General features: G+C 44.1%; 8 protein-coding genes. 2 read left to right on the top strand and 6 right to left on the bottom strand.

What is annotated here, in order from left to right:
- Positions 1-104: 104 nt before the first annotated feature.
- The 5 genes from FSB76_RS17260 to FSB76_RS17280 form a co-directional block, all read right to left on the bottom strand.
- The gene (locus FSB76_RS17260) at positions 105-2,465 is read right to left on the bottom strand and encodes an ABC transporter permease (RefSeq protein WP_147055448.1); all 2,361 of its coding nucleotides are present in this window, start codon (positions 2,463-2,465) and stop codon (positions 105-107) included.
- Positions 2,466-2,576: 111 nt separating this feature from the next.
- Positions 2,577-4,949 carry an ABC transporter permease gene (locus FSB76_RS17265; protein ID WP_147055450.1) on the bottom strand — a complete coding sequence of 791 codons (2,373 nt, stop codon included), beginning with the start codon at positions 4,947-4,949 and terminating at the stop codon, positions 2,577-2,579.
- Positions 4,950-5,075: 126 nt separating this feature from the next.
- Positions 5,076-7,463 carry an ABC transporter permease gene (locus tag FSB76_RS17270; RefSeq protein WP_147055452.1) on the bottom strand — a complete coding sequence of 796 codons (2,388 nt, stop codon included), beginning with the start codon at positions 7,461-7,463 and terminating at the stop codon, positions 5,076-5,078.
- 138 nt (positions 7,464-7,601) lie between these two features.
- Positions 7,602-10,031, bottom strand: coding sequence for an ABC transporter permease (locus tag FSB76_RS17275; protein WP_147055454.1), 2,430 nt, complete (start codon positions 10,029-10,031; stop codon positions 7,602-7,604).
- 125 nt (positions 10,032-10,156) lie between these two features.
- Positions 10,157-12,919 (bottom strand): ABC transporter permease, encoded by a 2,763-nt coding sequence (locus FSB76_RS17280; protein ID WP_225976233.1) that lies wholly within the window; start codon positions 12,917-12,919, stop codon positions 10,157-10,159.
- A gap of 251 nt (positions 12,920-13,170) precedes the next feature.
- Between FSB76_RS17280 and FSB76_RS17285 the strand changes: the two genes are divergently transcribed.
- Entirely contained in the window at positions 13,171-14,451 is a 1,281-nt protein-coding gene (locus FSB76_RS17285; protein WP_147055456.1) for a metal-dependent hydrolase family protein, read from the top strand.
- A 137-nt stretch (positions 14,452-14,588) separates the two neighbouring features.
- The gene (locus tag FSB76_RS17290; protein WP_147055458.1) at positions 14,589-17,087 is read left to right on the top strand and encodes a M1 family metallopeptidase; all 2,499 of its coding nucleotides are present in this window, start codon (positions 14,589-14,591) and stop codon (positions 17,085-17,087) included.
- Positions 17,088-17,336: 249 nt separating this feature from the next.
- Here FSB76_RS17290 and FSB76_RS17295 read toward each other — a convergent pair whose 3' ends face one another.
- Positions 17,337-17,747: a BrxA/BrxB family bacilliredoxin gene (locus FSB76_RS17295; protein WP_090640641.1), complete on the bottom strand. Its 411-nt coding sequence runs from the start codon at positions 17,745-17,747 to the stop codon at positions 17,337-17,339.
- Positions 17,748-17,764: the final 17 nt, after the last annotated feature.

Genomic DNA, 17,764 nt, shown 5'->3' on the forward strand with positions numbered 1-17,764 from the left:
TTTTGGTTCATTGGTTCACTTGTTCATTAGTTCATTGGGCTTTTCTGGTGCCTTATACTATCACTATGCTTCCTGTCTTGATTCTTGACTCTTAATTCTTGACTCTATTCCGAGCGCAGGCTTTTTACCGGGTTCATCAGTGCTGCTTTGATGGCCTGGAAACTTACGGTAATTAATGTAATGGCAATAGCCCCTGTACCCGATAATGCAAATATCCACCAGGTTATTGGCGACCGGTACTGGTATTGGTGAAGCCAGCCGTTCATAAAATAATAGGCCACAGGGATTGCAATAAGTAATGATATAACTACCAGCACCACAAACTCGGTTGATAATAAACGCCACAGGTTTGCCACCGATGCGCCAAGCACTTTACGTACCCCTATCTCCTTTATCCGTTGTTCGGCAACAAATGATGCAAGGCCAAACAAGCCAAGGCAGCTGATAAAGATAGCCAGCACAGCAAACACGGTAGCCAGGTTGCCTATGCGTTGTTCGTCGCTAAATTTGCGGGCGTATTCATCATCATTAAACTTAAACTGAAATGGGCTGCCGGGATTGTATTTTTTAAACACAGGTTCAATTTTGCCCAGGGCTTCGCGCATAGGCACTTTAGGGTTTACGCGCAAGGTAATAACGTTAACCCAGCCCGGGTTCATATGAAAAACGGTAGCGACGGTAGGTTTGTACGGTGATTCCATCACCATATCCTTCACCACACCGGTTACAATATGGTTTTTACCTGCCCAATGCATGGTTTTACCAATAGGGTTTTTAAGTCCGCTTAGTTTTACTGCCGATTCATTTAAGATAAACGCCCCGGTATCCGTAGGGAAACTTCTTGAAAAATCGCGGCCTTCAATTATCTTCCATCCAACGGTTTTACCGTAATCATAAGTTACGGCTATTGTACCAAATGTTGGATCGAAGCCGGGGGCTTTACCAGCCCAGCCGAAACCACCGTTGTTTGACCATACCTGGGTTGTTGAACTGTTTGATTCGGCCATGTCGGCTACTGCGCCGGTTTGGATCAGGTCGTTCCGCATGGTTTCATAATGGCCATAAATTTCGGGGGTGTTCATATCAACCGTAATTAAGCCTTCGCGGGTATAGCCAACAGGCCTGTTGCGCGCAAACTGAATTTGCCTGAAAACGATAATGGTGCCAATAATGAGCACAATAGATACCGTAAACTGTACAACCACTAAAACCTTACGCGGCAGCGAAGCGAAACGCCCAACACGAAAAGTTCCTTTTAATACCTTAATTGGTTCAAAAGCCGATAGGTAAAATGCCGGATAGCTTCCTGCTATAATTCCGGTAAAAAAAGTAAAGCTCAAAGCGGCTGCCCAAAACCAGGGATTAATAAAAGGCATGGCAATTTGCTTATCGGCAATGTTATTAAAATAGGGCAAAGCAACTAAAACCAAAACAAGCGTAACCACCAAAGCTAAAAATGCAAACATCAGCGATTCGCTCAAAAACTGTTTCACCAATTGCGCGCGGATAGAGCCTATCGCTTTGCGGATGCCCACTTCTTTCGCGCGTTTTTCGCTGCGGGCGGTGCTCAGGTTCATGAAATTGATACATGCCAACAGCAATACAAACGTACCAATGATGCCGAACAGCCACACCAACTCAATGCGGCCGCCAACTGCTTTGCCGTTTTTAAAATCGCTGTACAGGTACCATTTGGCCATGGGATGTATTTGCATTACCTCGTCGTTCATTTTAAAATGAGGCTTGGTAATGTTCCTGATCTTTGCCGATACTTTGGCAAAATCGGCATGCTCATTCATCAAAGCAAATAGGTGGCAGCCATGGTTATCCCATGCAGAACTTTGGGTATTCCACCAGTTTGCGGGGCTGCTCCAGGGTAACATAAATTTAGTAGGGTAAAAGGTGGTATTATATGGCAAATCCTGGTAAACGCCGGCTACCTTCATATCGGTTTTGTTATCAATGCGTACCACCTTATTTATAGGGTCGGCACTGCCGAACAGAGCTATTGCTACAGATTGTGATAATACAATGGATGAAGGATCTTTAAAGCTGGCATAGCCCCCTTTTATCATTTTTAACGAAAGTATAGCGGGCAAATCGGACTCGGCCCACATGCCGTTTTGTGATATCTTTTTATCGCCAACAGCTAATATATGTGTGCCCTCCCAGGTAAGTGCGGTCAGCTTAAAATCGCCCGCATATTTGGTACGCAGTTCGGCGCTGAGGGGCACCACGGTCGACCCGAATGTGCCTGTTTCGCCGTTGGCCGTTTGGGTAGTCATTACCTGGGCCACATGGTCATAATTTTGATGATACTTATCAAACGATAACTCATCCCATATCCAAAGGCCTATCAACATAGCTACCGCCATGCCAACTGATAATCCTGCTACATTAATAAATGTATGCACTTTGTTTTTGGCGATGTTTCGCCACGCGATTTTGAGGTAATTCCTAAACATGTTGTACGTTTTAACTTGTACGTGATACGTTTTTTAACTCAACTAAATGACCAATGACAGCGCAGCGAAATGACTAATGACTAATTCTGTCTTGACTCTTGACTCTTAATTCTATTCCGATCTCAAACTTTTTATCGGATTAACCAGCGCCGCTTTTATAGCCTGGAAACTTACGGTTACCATGGCTATAACAATGATAATACCGCCCGCCATGGCAAATATCCACCAATGCATTGGCGTTTGGTAAGCAAAATCACGCAGCCAGGCGCTCATGGCATACCAGGATACCGGCAGGGCGATAAACAGCGAAATGATAACCAGCAGCAAAAACTCTGACGATAGCAGGGTAAATAACGAAGCTGCGCTGGCCCCCAATACTTTGCGGATGCCTATCTCTTTGATGCGTTGCTCGGCAGTAAACATGGCTAACCCCAACAGGCCAAGGCACGATATAAATATAGCCAGGAACGCAAACGCGTTTGAAAGTTTGGTTACTATCTGCTCGTTTTGGTAAAGCTTTTGGTATTCGTCGTCGCTGAAGGTGTAGCTGAACGGGAATGCGGGATTAATTTGCTTAGCCAGGGTTGCCAAACTGGCCAATGCTTCGCGGGTTTTGCCGGGCCGGGTTTTCACCAGGATATTACCATAACCTTCTTGCTCGCCATACCTGATGATCAGCGGTTGGATCTGCTCATGCAGCGATGCAAAATGAAAATCTTTTAATACGCCGATGATTTGCCCCTTTTTGCCCCAAAAGGTTAAAGGCTTACCTATAGGATCGGCATATTTTAATCTTTTTAGCGCTGTTTCATTAATGAGGTATCCTACCGAATCGGTACCGTAAGCCTTCGAAAAATCGCGGCCGGCAGCCATTTTAAGTTTCATGGTTTTTACAAAATCGTATCCTACGGATACCTGTGTAAACTGGATTTGTACGTTATGATCTTTACCTACCCAATCAACATCGCTGGTGCCGTTATCAAGCCCCGTTGGTGTAGCCGTGATCCGGCTTATCGACTTGATGCCTGCCATTTGCAAAGCCTCGTCTTTAAAGGCCTGGTATTTATGAATCAGTTCGCCATTCATCGGGATGTAAATCAGATTTTCGCGATCAAAGCCCAGGTTTTTTGATTGCACATAATCCATTTGCTTTGATATAACGATGGTTGCCGTGATCATGACTACCGACAGGAAAAACTGGAATACTACCAGCCCTTTACGGAACATGGTTGTACCGGTATCTAATTTCAATGTCCCTTTTAAAACCTTAACCGGATTAAAAGATGATAAAAACAAAGCTGGATAACTGCCCGATATAAAGCCGGTAATTAAAGTGATTGCAGCCAATTTTAACCAGAAAGCTGGCAGGTGAAATGGTAGCGCTATCTCTTTTTGGGTAATGTTGTTAAACACGGGTAATAGTAATACCAATAACAATAATGAAACCACTACGGCCAGCGTAGTTACCAGCATCGATTCGCTTATAAATTGTTTTATGAGCACCGAGCGCACCGCGCCAACAACTTTACGCACCCCAATTTCGCGGGCACGCTTAACCGAGCGGGCTGTTGTAAGGTTCATGAAGTTGATGCAGGCTATCAGCAAAATAAAAATAGCCACAATGGTAAACAGGCGTACGTACTCAATACGGCCTCCTTTAAATTCGCCGTTTTCGAAATTGTTGTACAGGTATCCATCTTTAAATGGCTGCATGCCCAGCTCTTCGGTAAATGTGCCTTTCTTTTGGTTTTTATTCAGGTTGTCTAAAAAGTGGGTTAGTTTTTTTTCTATCAAAGCCGGGTTGGCATCGGGGCGCAACATGATAACGGTTGAGGGGCCGTTGTTACCCCATATTTTTGCCCAATCGTTATCTGCTAAAAATGCATCCCAGTTCATGATGAAATCGTATTGCTGCGATGACGTTTTGGGCAGGTCCTGGTAAACACCGGTAACTTTAAAATCCTTCCGGTTTTCATAACGGATGGTTTTGCCAATGGCGGCCTGCGCGCTGCCAAAAAAGGCTTTTGCCATTTTATTGGAGATGGCTAAGCTTACCGGCGTATTCAAAGCGTTTTGCGCGTTGCCCTGTAGCAAAGGAATGGTAAACATTTTAAAAACGTCGGCACCGCCATTAACGCCGCCCATTTTCAGGATTTTATCGCCAACACGGAAAGTGCTTTCGCCGCCGTATGAAATGCCAGTTGATGCCTCAATTTCAGGGATTTGCTTTTTAAGCTCGTCGGGCAATAAGCCAGGGGTGTTATATTGGCCAACAATTTTATTATCGTAATACTGACGTTCATAAACAGAAAATAGACGGCTGCTGTTTTTATGATAAGCATCCATCTCCAGTTCGTTTTGAACCCATAGCAGGATCAATAAACTACAAGCCAGCCCTACAGAAAGGCCCGCTATATTTATAAAAGTATGTGCCTTATTCCTGATAAGGTTTCGCCAGGCGATTTTTAGATAATTCCTTAACATATGTTAGTTCATTAGTTCATTGGTTCACTTGTTCATTAGTTCATTGGTCTTGTCTGTGGGCTAACGCCAGCACTACAAACAATGCTTCTGTCTTGATTCTTGACTCTTAATTCTTGATTCTTCTTTTTATTCAGTCTTTAAACTCTTCACCGGGTTCAATAATGCAGCCCTGATGCTTTGGTAGCTTACGGTTAGCAATGTTATTATCATAGCCCCTGTGGCGGCGGCGGCAAATATCCACCAGGTTATGCCGGCGTGATATTGGTAGCCTTGCAGCCAGTTATGCATAAAGTAATACGATACCGGTGTGGCAACCAGTATGGATATAAACACCAGCACCACAAAATCAACCGACATTAAGCGCCACAGGCTAAATACTGATGCTCCAAGCACTTTACGTACCCCAATCTCTTTAATGCGCTGCTCGGCCAGGAACGATGCCATGCCAAACAAGCCCAGGCAGCTGATAAATATGGCCAGCCCCGCAAAGCAGGCGGCCAGCTTGCCTATGCGCTGCTCGTTGCCGAATTTTTTGGCGTATTCATCGTCTACAAACTGGTATTCAAATGGTTGTGACGGATTATAAACTTTAAAAATACTTTCTATTTTGGCAAGCGCAGATGCGGCGCTCATTTTGGGGTTGATCCGGAGCAGGATAGTCGATTCGGAATTTTTAGACAGGTAATACAAAAACGGCCTCACCTCTTCATAAGGTGAACTAACGATCATATCTTTTATTACACCCACCACTTTCAGCGGTTCGCCGTTCCATTTAATCGTTTCGCCAATGGCATTGTCATTAAAACCCATAAAGTGAGCGGCTGTTTGGTTAATTACTACACCTGATGAATCAGTTAGGAATGATTTAGAAAATGCCCGGCCTTGCTTAAATGTCCAGCCTATGGTTTTCGCATAGTCGTAAGAGATGCCTTCGGTCAGGAAATCAACACTCATATTGGGGTCTTTGCCCTTCCAGTCAAAACCGCTGCTGCTTGATCCATATTCTGTAGGGGCGGCGCCCGCTTCGGCTACAGATATTACTGCTTCACTTTTTAACAGTTCGGTTGTTACTACATCCAGGTGTTTATGAACATCGTCGTTGATTACAGGGACAGAAACTAATCCATCCCGACTGTAGCCAACGGGCCGGTCTTTAGCAAACTGGATCTGTTTAAACACCACTATAGTCCCGATGATAAGGACAATTGATACCGTAAATTGTATTACCACCAATACTTTGCGCGGTAAGGCTGCAAAGCGCCCAACTTTAAACGCCCCCTTCAAAACTTTGATGGGCTCAAATGACGACAGATAAAACGCAGGATAGCTGCCGGCTATTAACCCGGTAAATAAACTAAAGCCAACAATCATGAGCCAAAACGGTGAGCTGGTCCACAGGATAGACATGCTTTTGTCAGATACAGAGTTGAAAAACGGTAGGCTTAATTGCACCAGCGCCACGGATAAAGCCAGCGCCAGCACCACAAACAATAACGATTCGCTGAAAAACTGGTAAATAAGCTGGCTGCGTAACGAACCTATTGCCTTGCGGATGCCTACTTCTTTGGCCCTTTTTTCGCTTCGCGCAGTACTCAGGTTCATGAAATTGATACAGGCGAGCAATAATACAAATACGCCTATGATGCCAAACAACCAGACATATTTAATTCGGCCGCCAATATTTATACCATCTTTAAAATCACTATATAAGTGCCATTTACTCATGGGGTGTAAAAACAGCTGCGGTTTCTTTTTAGCCAGTTCGGGGTTTATATTACGCAGTTTGGCATCCTTTATATTGGCGGATACGTGGGCGAAATCGGTGTTGTCGGCCAGCTGAACAAATATCTGTACAAAGTTTGGCCGCCACGGATCGGCAGCTGTGCGTACCCACTCGGTATTATTAAAGTATAATTGCCATGGCGCAATAAAGGTGATCTCGCCAAAGGTAGTATTGCGGGGCAGGTCTTCATAAACGCCGGTAACTTTAACGTCAAGCTTGTTATCTATTTTTAACACCTTGTTCATCGGGTCGGCATCACCAAAATAGGCTTTGGCATTTGATGCCGATATCAAAACCGAGTAGGGGGCTTTCAAGCCATCGCGGGTACCTTTAAGCATCTTGAGCGTAAACATTTCAAGGGCTTGCGGCTCAAAATAGATACCCATCTTGTTCAGTTTTTTATCGCCAAGACTTAACAGGTGGTTTCCCCAACCGGTTGCCATAGCCACCGATTTAAAATTGCTGCCATAGTTTTTACGCAACTCATTAGCCAGCGGATAGGGAGTTGCCGACCATGTGTTTATCTCGCCATTATTTTTCAAATGCTGCTCAACCTGTGCTATACGGTTATAGTTGTCATGGTACTGATCAAAAGAAAGCTCGTCCCAAATCCAGAGGCCTATCAGCATAGCCACCGCCATACCCACCGAAAGACCGGCTATATTAATAAAGGAGTTGGCCTTATTTTTAATAAGGTTACGCCACGCTGTTTTAAAATAATGTTGGTTCATCTTTTTAGTTCATTAGTTCACTGGTTCATTTAGAGTATCAAGTAGCAAGATTTTTGATTTTCGGATTAAGTTCATTGCAGCTGTTTTGATTCTTGATTCTAACTCGCCAGATGCGGTCTTGATACTTACTACTTGATACTATTCTGCTTTTAAACTCTTCACCGGGTTCATCAATGCCGCTTTTATGGCCTGGAAGCTTACGGTAAACAGGGCTACTATTACGGCCAATATGCCGGCCAGGGCAAACATCCACCAGCTAATGGTTACTCGGTATTCAAAATCCTGCAGCCATTTGCTCATGCCCCACCAGGCCAAAGGTGTGGCTATTACAAAGGCAATGATCACCAGCTTTAAAAAATCTGTCGATAGCAATTGCACTATGCCGGTTACGCTTGCGCCTAATACTTTACGGATGCCAATTTCTTTGCTGCGCTGCTCGGCACTAAAAGCTGCCAGGCCAAACAGGCCGAGGCATGATATCACAATAGCCACCATTGTAAATGAATTGATGATTTGCGATAGCATGATCTCGGTTTCGTATTGTTTTTGAACCTCGGTATCAAGGAAAGTATATTCAAACGGCACCTCGGGGAAATCTTTACGCCAAACTGCCGAAATTTTATCGAGCAGCGTTTTATAATTGCTGCTGCCTACAGATACCAGCATACAATTAAAATAACCCGGATCGTTTTGGTACACCATCATAAAAGGCCGCACCTCGCTGTGCAGGGAATTGTAATTAAAATTTTTCATTACGCCGGCTACCTCAACAAAAGTGGCGGGTTTGCCATCGTATTGAGAATACAGCCTGGTGCCGGGCGCTTTTTGCACATCCAGGCCAAGGCGTTTGGCCAATGTTTCATTGATTAATACGCGGTTGGTATCGTTCAGCCTGAAATCGCGGCCGCTTATTAAGCTTACGCCATTTGCTTTTACAAAATGTTCGTCGGTATTAATGTTTTGGGCGTCAACAGCGGCAGCCATATTGCCACCTGCCAGGAAAACGCCATGATCATGCGGTACAAATTGCCCTAAATAGTTATCCGCATTATTTACTGCTTTTACTTCCGATAGTTCTTTCAGATCATTAGTAAAAGCCGCCATTTTTTTCTGGGATGCTTCGGTGTAAAAATTGAAGATGAGCTTTTGGTTTTTATCAAAACCAAGATCCTTATTCTTGATATAGTTTAGTTGGCTATAGATAACAATGATACCTGTAACCAAAACTATAGATAAAACAAATTGAAATACAACGAGTGATTTACGGATGCCGGTTGCCGAAACCTGGCTGGTAAAATTTCCCTTGATCACCTTAATTGCTTCGAAAGCCGATAGGTAAAATGCAGGATAGCTGCCAGCAACCAGGCCGGTAACAGCTACAAGGCTTAACAGCATTATCCAGATTTTGTAATTGCTGAAAAAATCTAACTGGATATCTGCCCTGGTAACCTGGTTGAGATAAGGCATCAGTAATATGAGCAGCGGCAATGCAATGGCAACACCAATAAATGCCAGCAGGAACGATTCGCCTAAAAACTGTTTGATCAAATCGCCTTTACCTGCGCCTATCACTTTGCGTACACCAACTTCCTTTGCGCGTTTTGAGGCGCGGGCGGTAGATAGGTTCATGAAGTTGATACAGGCAATTACCTGGATCATTACGGCAATCAATATCAGCAGGAATAAAAACTTTGGATCGAGGGTTTTACTCAGTTCGTTTTCAAACCCCGGGGTAGTATGAATGCTGTTTACCGGCTGCAGGTGTAATACCTTTTTCATGCCGATAGCTTTTAGCTGCTGGGCCGCATATTTATTCAAAAATTCGGGTAGCTTTTTTTCCAGGGCTGCGGCGCTGGCATCGGGCCTTAATTTAATGTAGGCGTACAGAAAGTTGTTGCCGGCCCAGGCATCATTCCTCCGTACCGATTCGCCAAATCCACCGCTGTTCATCGCTATGTACATATTGCCATGAATGTGCGATTTGCCCAGGCTTTCGTCAACCACGCCCATAACCTTATAATCGTGTTTGCCAAAAGAGTTATCAATTGATATCATTTTGCCAACTGCATTCTCGCTGCCAAAAAGTTTATCGGCCACAGGCTTAAACAGCACTATAGAATATGGCTCGGTTAACGCGCTGGTAGCGCTGCCACTCACAAAATGGTAGCTGAATACGTCGAAAAATGTAGAATCCACAAACAGCGCATCCTTCTCATAAAACGACTTTTCTTTGTAACGCAGCAGGTGTTGTTTTGCGCCAAACTTTTCGGTAGTTACCACGCGGGTAAATTGCTTTACCTCGGCAAAGTCATTCCGCATAGCCGGGGTTATCGGCGGCGAGCTTGCCCCGCTATGGTGCTTATCGCCTGTCAGTTCCAGGTCGGTTGTTACCCGGTAAGTATTTTCTACACCCTTATGCTGTTTATCATAATTATACTGGTCCTGCACATACAGCAAAATATACAGGCAACACAAGGTACCCGTAGCCAGGCCTATAATGTTGATGAAACTAAAGGTTTTGTTTTTTAACAAAAACCGCCACGCTGTTTTTAAATAACTCTTTAACATGTTGTACGTTTTAAGTTGTACGTGATACGCTTTTTAAATCCTTATGTATTTCACTAATGATCGCGAAGCGAAACGACTAATGACAAAAATGTCTTGATTCTTGACTCTTAACTCTTGACTCTTTTTTACTCCGCTTTTAAACTCTTCACCGGGTTCATTAACGCGGCTTTGATACTTTGGTAACTCACGGTACAAATTGCGATTACAATGGCCATTATCCCCGCCAGGGCAAACATCCACCAGCTGATGCTGATGCGGTTGCTGGGGTTAAAATCCTGCAGCCATTTATTCATAGCCCACCAGGATATGGGAGACGCTATCAGGATGGCTATAAATACCAGCTTAACAAAATCGAGCGAGAGCAGGCGGGTAATGTTGGCTATGCTTGCACCAAGTACCTTGCGGATGCCTATTTCGCGGCTGCGTTGTTCGGCCATAAAGGCGGCCAGGGCAAATAGGCCAAGGCAAGCTATAATAATGGCCAGTACGGCAAAGCTGGTAAATATGCGGCCCATACGCTGTACGTCGGCATACATGTTGGCAAATTGCTCATCCATAAAGCTGTAGCGGATGGGCTGGTTTGGCGAAAAGCTTTTCCATACCGCATTTATCTGCGCCAAAGTACCTTTTACGTCGTCGGTTTTAATTTTTACCGATACGATAGACGGACTATTACCCAGGTGCATCACCAGCGGGTCAAGCGAGCCCTTTAGTGTTTCAAAATTAAAATCCTTTACCACGCCAATAATGGGCACAGGCGCGCCATAATTGCTTATTTTTTTGCCGATGGGGTTTTTAAGGCCTAATTTTTGGGCCATGGTTTGGTTAATGATTACCGCCTGTGAGTCGGTTTTTAGTTTAGGGGTAAAATCCCGGCCGGCCACTATAGTCATGCCCAGGGTTTTTATATAGTCGGCATCAACATCCCAAAACTGGCCACCCGTACCGGCTTCCATTTTCTGTTTACCCTCATTATGAAACTCATTGCCGTTACGCTTGGTACCCGATACCGGTAAAAAATCGCTCACGGTGGCGCTTTTTACTGCCGATAGCTTCAGTAATTCGTTTTTGAAGTTTTGCACTTCGCCTTCCAACGTGTGCGTGCCTTGTATCATCAGCACCTGGTCTTTTTCAAAACCTACCTTTTTATTCAGTATGTAATGCATCTGGTTATAAATAACTACCGTGCTGATAATTAATATAATGGATGTGGTAAACTGAAAAACAACCAGCCCGTTGCGCAAAAAAGAGCTTTTGCTACCCGTAGCCAGCTTGCCTTTCAAGACTTCTACAGGTTTAAAGCCGGATAGGTAGAATGCGGGATAAACACCCGCCAATATGCCAACTACTACCGCGGCAGCCATTATAGTGGGCATAAACCACCAGTGCTGCCATGGTATGGTTAATGTCTTTGCTGCAAGTGTATTAAAATAAGGCACTAATAACGCAGCCAAAATAATGGCTATAATAAAGGAGATAAAGCTGTAAATTAACGACTCGGTTAAAAACTGGCTGATCAGCCCGCTGCGTTGCGAACCTACCACCTTACGTAAACCTACCTCCTTTGCCCTGTTGGCAGATTTTGCTGTGGCCAGGTTAATAAAATTGATACAGGCTATCACTAATATAAAGCCTGCTACCGCCCCAAACAACCACACAAAACGGATATCGCCGTGCGAAACGCCATCACGGATATCATAAGAGTATAGGTTGATATCTTTGATGTTTTGCAAAAACATAGTTAAAGCACCGGCAATCCTATCCGCGTTTTTATCGCCACCCCTTCTCATATCGGGTATGTAGTAGCCTTGTATTATGCCATCGGTTATCTTTTTATTTAAGGCTTTAACATCTGCCCCCGGCTTAAGTAGCACGTAAACATCGTAATTGCTGGCTCCCCAGGTTTCCTGCTCGCCATCCCAAAATTTAATACCGGTAAGGGTAAGCAAAAAGTTATAATGCAGGTGTGTTGTTGCGGGGAAATCCTGCATTACCGCACCAATTTTATAGGGCCTGCTTTTGTTATTGTTCAGGTACATCACCTTGCCAACCGGGTTTTGGCCAGGGAAATATTTATCGGCTTTACTTTTTGATATCACCATGGTTTGCGGCTCGGTAAGGGCGTGTGCCAGATCGCCATACACCATGGGCACTTTTAGCATCTCCAATAACGACTGATCGGCGTACGCAAAACCATCCTCATGGGTGTTTTCTACGCCATCGGCACGTTTCAACTCGTTGCTGCCGGCTCCCCAAAACAGCGAGTTTGGCATCAAACGGCCCGATTTCTCGACCTCCGGATAATCGTTTTTTAAGGTCTTGGCCATAACTGCGGGCCACGAAGTGCCTTTTTCATGTATGGCATCTATATTATAGGCACCCACAACCCGGTAAATCCTATCGGCATCGGGGTAGTTTTTATCAAAGCTAACTTCGTCCCGGATATATAAGGCAATCAATAAACAGGCGGCAATACTAAACGCAAAGCCCCCAATTTTAATAGCCGCGTACATTTTTTGCTTTTGTAATTGCCTTAACGCAACTTTTAAATAATTTTTAATCATACCGATATTAATTAAAATTGAACCCCTTTTATCCGATTTATAATGTTCTTTATAGGCAGGCAAATAAGGTGGCACAACCCTGGTGTTTTCGCCGGCCATCGTATCTGCAGGTTTTATTTTTTGCAGTATTCTTTCAAATAACAAGGGACTATTAGTTGCGGTATCCTCTTTTTCATCCTGCCACCAGTCAAAAATTAACATCAGGGAGGTTTTTAGTTCAGGATTTTCCATTAACAACTTATCCAGCTCAAGCAGCTCATCTGCCGATGCCTCGTTAGCCAGTTTTTTTGTTGCCAGTTGCCAAACGTGTTCCTCTATATCCATAGCTTACAGGTAGATAAATTATGATACCAGGGTATATCCTACTAATTACATAGAATAAAATATGTGCCATTTATTTAAATATCAGTAAATCAGTTGTTTGTATAAGTAAGAATGCGCCGGGTGTTCGAATACGAACATGTGGTGTTCGGTTTTATGCGGAAGCGGTATCGGTTTGGCCCGTCCGGAAATAGCTATACAGATTTGTGAAAAATAATCATATTTTAGCTTAAGTAACGGTAACTCATCTTTATATGCAAAAAATTATCCTCTTCGTTTTTCTTCTTTTTGTTGCAGAAACCGCATCGGCCCAAAAAACTTATATCCAATGCGGAAAACTGATTGACGGAACCTCGCCGGCAGCGCAAACACAAATAACTATAGTTGTTGAGGGTAAAACCATTGTAGATATCCAGAAAGGTTATACATCAGGAACCGGAACAGATAAGGTAGTTAACCTGCAAAACAAAACGGTAATGCCGGGGCTAATTGATTGCCATGTACACCTCGAATCTCAGTTTAATAAAAATTCGGCTATCCAGGGTTTTACATTAACCGATGCCGACGTTGCTTACCAGGCATCGGTATTTGCCAAACGGACCTTAATGGCAGGCTTCACTACCGTGCGCGACCTTGGTGGCACCGGAGTAAATATAAGCCTGCGGAAGGCAATAAGGCAGGGTTTGGTTGACGGCCCCAGGGTGATAACTGCCGGCAGGGCAATATCGGCCAGTGGCGGCCATATGGATCCGTCGGACGGGTTCAGGGATGATGCTTTTAGCCACCGCCCGGGGCCCGATGAGGGCGTAGCCGATGGCAAGGACGAATTGATAAAAGCTGTAAGGCTTCAATTTAAACGCGGATCTGACGTGATCAAAATTGCATCGACAGGCGGGGTATTGGATTTAAGCGAGGATGGATCGGGTGCGCAATTCAGCATCGACGAAATAAAGGCCGTTGTAGAAACAGCCAAAGATTACGGGCTTAAAGTAGCCTGCCACGCCCACGGCGCCGAAGGTATACGTAGGGCTATACTGGGTGGCGTAACCTCGATAGAACACGGCACCTTTATGGACGATGAAGATATTAAACTGGCCAAACAGTACGGTACCTGGTATGTACCCACCATCATTGCCGGAAAATCGGTTGCCGATTCTGCTCGCATTCCTGGTTTCTTTCCGCCGGTAATTGCCCGTAAAGCATTGGAAATAGGGCCACAGATACAACAAACATTTACAAGGGCTTACAAGGCCGGCGTGAAAATTGCCTTTGGTACCGATGCAGGAGTATACGCACACGGTAAAAACTACATTGAATTTCAGTACATGGTTGAAGGTGGCATGACGCCAATGGAAGCCATAAAATCGGCAACAAGCAGCGCCGCCGATCTGCTGGGCATGAGCTCGAAAATTGGCAGCATAGCCAGTGGGAAATCAGCCGATATTGTTGCGGTTGACGGCGACCCCTTACTTGATATAAAAGCAATGAAAAATGTAAGCTTTATCATGAAAGAGGGGAAAATATACAGCTTATAACGGTAAATAAATTCTTGTAACGGTAACATTAATGTTTACCGCGCGTCTTACGTGCGTTGAGGGTCAAAACCTTTTGCCCCCGGCAGGTGTATTAGTTTATAATACATCCGCTGCTGTTTGTATACTATTTACCATATATGACTGATTTGAAACTATTATCTACACTACTGCTTTCCGCGGCTTTGTCTGCCACGTTTACATCATCACAGGCCCAGCAAACGCCCCAGCCCGAAGATCCCGCACTTAAAATTTACCGCGAAACACCCCGTAAGGTCAACGATCTGGTGCACACCAAATTGGATGTTCGGTTCGATTACAAAAAACATTACATGTACGGCAAGGAATGGGTTACGTTAAAACCACATTTTTATCCTACTGATACACTCCGCTTAGACGCCAAAGGCATGGACTTAAAAACCATTGCTGTTGTAAAAAACGGTAAAAACGTGCCACTGAAATTTACTTATCAGGATAGCCTGAGCGTGGCTATTAAACTGGATAAAGTTTACCGCAATAACGAGAGCTACACCATTTACATTGACTACACTGCCAAACCAAATGAGCTTAAAGTAAAAGGCAGCGCTGCTATTAACGATGCTAAGGGGCTGTATTTTATTAACCCCGATGGCACCGAAAAAGATAAACCAACCCAGATATGGACACAGGGTGAAACCGAAAGTTCATCGGCATGGTTCCCTACCATTGATAAACCAAGCCAGAAAACTACCGAAGAGATTAGCATGACCGTGCTATCCAAATACGTAACCTTGTCAAACGGCAAACTGGTATCGCAAAAAAACAACGCTGATGGTACCCGCACCGATACCTGGAAACAGGATTTGCCACACTCGCCATACCTGTTTATGATGGCCGTTGGCGATTTTAAGATCTATAAAGATAAATGGCGCAACAAAGAAGTAAACTATTACCTGGAGCCTAAGTATGCACCATACGCCAAAGAAATTTTCGGGATGACACCCGAAGCTATCGAGTTTTACTCCAAAACTTTAGGGGTAGATTATCCCTGGTATAAATACTCGCAAATTGTAGTTCGCGATTATGTAAGCGGTGCGATGGAAAATACCTCTGCTACCTTGCACGGTGCTTATGTACAAGGTACCCACCGCGAACTGTTAGATGCCTATTATGACGATGGTCGCAGTACTATTGTACATGAGCTTTTTCACCAATGGTTTGGTGATTATGTGACCGCCGAAAGCTGGAGCAACCTAACCGTAAACGAATCATTTGCCAACTTTAGCGAAACCCTTTGGGCCGAACATAAATACGGCAAAGATGTAGCCGACGAGCATAACTATATTGATATGCAAAACTACCTGCGGTCGCCGGATGCACGTACCAAAAACCTGGTGCGCTTTCATTACGCAGATAAAGAGGATGTATTTGATGTGGTTACCTATCAAAAAGGCGGTCGCATATTAAATATGCTGCGTAACTATTTAGGCAACGAAGCTTTTTATAAAGGCCTGAATATTTACCTGACCACTAATGCCTTTAAAAACGGCGAAGCCCAGCAATTGCGCTTAGCTCTTGAACAAGCCAGTGGGCTCGATTTGAATTGGTTTTTTAATCAATGGTATTATGGTGCCGGCCATCCTATACTGGATATTAGTTATAAATGGGACGATGCCACCAAAACACAAACTGTTTACCTGCAGCAAAGCCAGGATGGGCAGATATTTAAACTGCCAATGGCCATTGATATTTACGCAGGCGGCAAAAAAACACGTCATAAGGTTTGGATGAACAACCAACACGATACACTAACCTTCAAGCTGGCATCAAAACCCGACCTGGTAAATGTTGATGGTGATAAAATACTACTGGTTAAAAAAACCGACCATAAAACCTTGCAGGAATTTGCTTTTCAGTATTTTAACGCGCCGCTTTATCTGGATAGGCTGGAAGCCATTAATGCAGTAGCCGATAAGCAAGGCGAAAAAGATGCGCAAAAAGTTCTGATTGCAGCTTTGAATGATAAGTATTACGGTTTGCGCAATAAAGCCATCCGTACAATTAAGCTGGATAATGATGCCATCCGTAACGCGGCGCAGCCTATTTTGGCCAGGCTGGTGCAAACAGATGATAATACATTGGTGCAGGCCCAGGCTATAGCTGCGTTGGGTAGCCTTAAAGCATCGGGTAATATGAATTTGTTTAAACAGGCACTAAGCAGTCAGTCATATGCAGTACAGGGTGCTGCATTAAACGCCATTAATTTGCTCGACCCGGCGTTGGCCATGAACCTGGCAAAAAATTATGAAGCCGATAACAAAGGAGGCTTAACCGCGGCCATGATGAATGTTTACGCCACCAGCGGAACTGATGCCCAATGGGCGTTTGTGTACAAGCAATTTGACGAAGCTGCGCCGCAGGCAAAGTATAATGCCCTCGATAAGTTTAGTGCCATGGCAGGTCGTGTTCAGAAACCAGAGTACGCCCAGCAAGGTATAAGTCAGATTAAAGACTTTGGTATAAAATATAAACCACAGGGCGCAGGCGATGCCGCTATTAAATTTATAACCAACATTAAAGAAAAGCGTGAGCAAATGCATGATGATGCAACAGTAAAAGCAGCCGACGATGCAATTAAGCAAATCAACGACACTAAATAGATGTGCAGATGGAAAGAATTTGAAAATTTGGTAATTTGAAGATTTGAAAATGAAAAAAGGCAGATTTTAAATGTGCAGATTTCAAATTACAGATGTGCAGATAATTAAAATAAAAAGCCCGGAGGATTTGAAATCTCCCGGGCTTTTTATTTAACGTTTTATTTGCAGGCTTAAAATATTGTGGACTTTACCATCCTTAACCTTTTAGCTTTTACCTTTCGCCTTTAGCCTTTCGGCTTTCGCCTAAAATTAGCAGTATTGTTCAAAAGCCCCAATAAGGTTATCGGCAATCATTTGGGCAGGGCGGCCTTCAATCTGGTAGCGCTCAATAATGTGTACCAGTTTGCCATCTTTAAACAATGCCATAGCCGGTGACGACGGAGGGTAAGGCAGCATATAGTTACGTGCAGCATCTACGGCTTCTTTTTCCATACCTGCAAAAACGGTAACTAATTTATCGGGGTGCTTTTCATTGGCAGCGGCAATCCTGGCGGCAGGGCGTGCATTTGCGGCAGCGCAACCACATACTGAATTTACCATTACAAATACAGTACCTTCGCTTTCAATAGCGTTTTTTACCGCCTCGGCATCTTTCAACTCCTCAAAACCAACCCTGGTTAAATCTTCCCGCATTGGGGCAACTAAATATTCTGGATACATGGTATGTTTATTTTTTT

It is taken from the genome of Mucilaginibacter ginsenosidivorax (genome assembly GCF_007971525.1).
GTDB classification, from domain to species: Bacteria; Bacteroidota; Bacteroidia; order Sphingobacteriales; family Sphingobacteriaceae; genus Mucilaginibacter; species Mucilaginibacter ginsenosidivorax.

Bases quoted from the DNA above. Each gene is read 5' to 3' on its own strand.
- FSB76_RS17260 (WP_147055448.1), bottom strand. From the start codon at position 2,465: ATGTTTAGGAATTACCTCAAAATCGCGTGGCGAAACATCGCCAAAAAC.
- FSB76_RS17265 (WP_147055450.1), bottom strand. From the start codon at position 4,949: ATGTTAAGGAATTATCTAAAAATCGCCTGGCGAAACCTTATCAGGAAT.
- FSB76_RS17270 (WP_147055452.1), bottom strand. From the start codon at position 7,463: ATGAACCAACATTATTTTAAAACAGCGTGGCGTAACCTTATTAAAAAT.
- FSB76_RS17275 (WP_147055454.1), bottom strand. From the start codon at position 10,031: ATGTTAAAGAGTTATTTAAAAACAGCGTGGCGGTTTTTGTTAAAAAAC.
- FSB76_RS17280 (WP_225976233.1), bottom strand. From the start codon at position 12,919: ATGGATATAGAGGAACACGTTTGGCAACTGGCAACAAAAAAACTGGCT.
- FSB76_RS17285 (WP_147055456.1), top strand. From the start codon at position 13,171: ATGCAAAAAATTATCCTCTTCGTTTTTCTTCTTTTTGTTGCAGAAACC.
- FSB76_RS17290 (WP_147055458.1), top strand. From the start codon at position 14,589: ATGACTGATTTGAAACTATTATCTACACTACTGCTTTCCGCGGCTTTG.
- FSB76_RS17295 (WP_090640641.1), bottom strand. From the start codon at position 17,747: ATGTATCCAGAATATTTAGTTGCCCCAATGCGGGAAGATTTAACCAGG.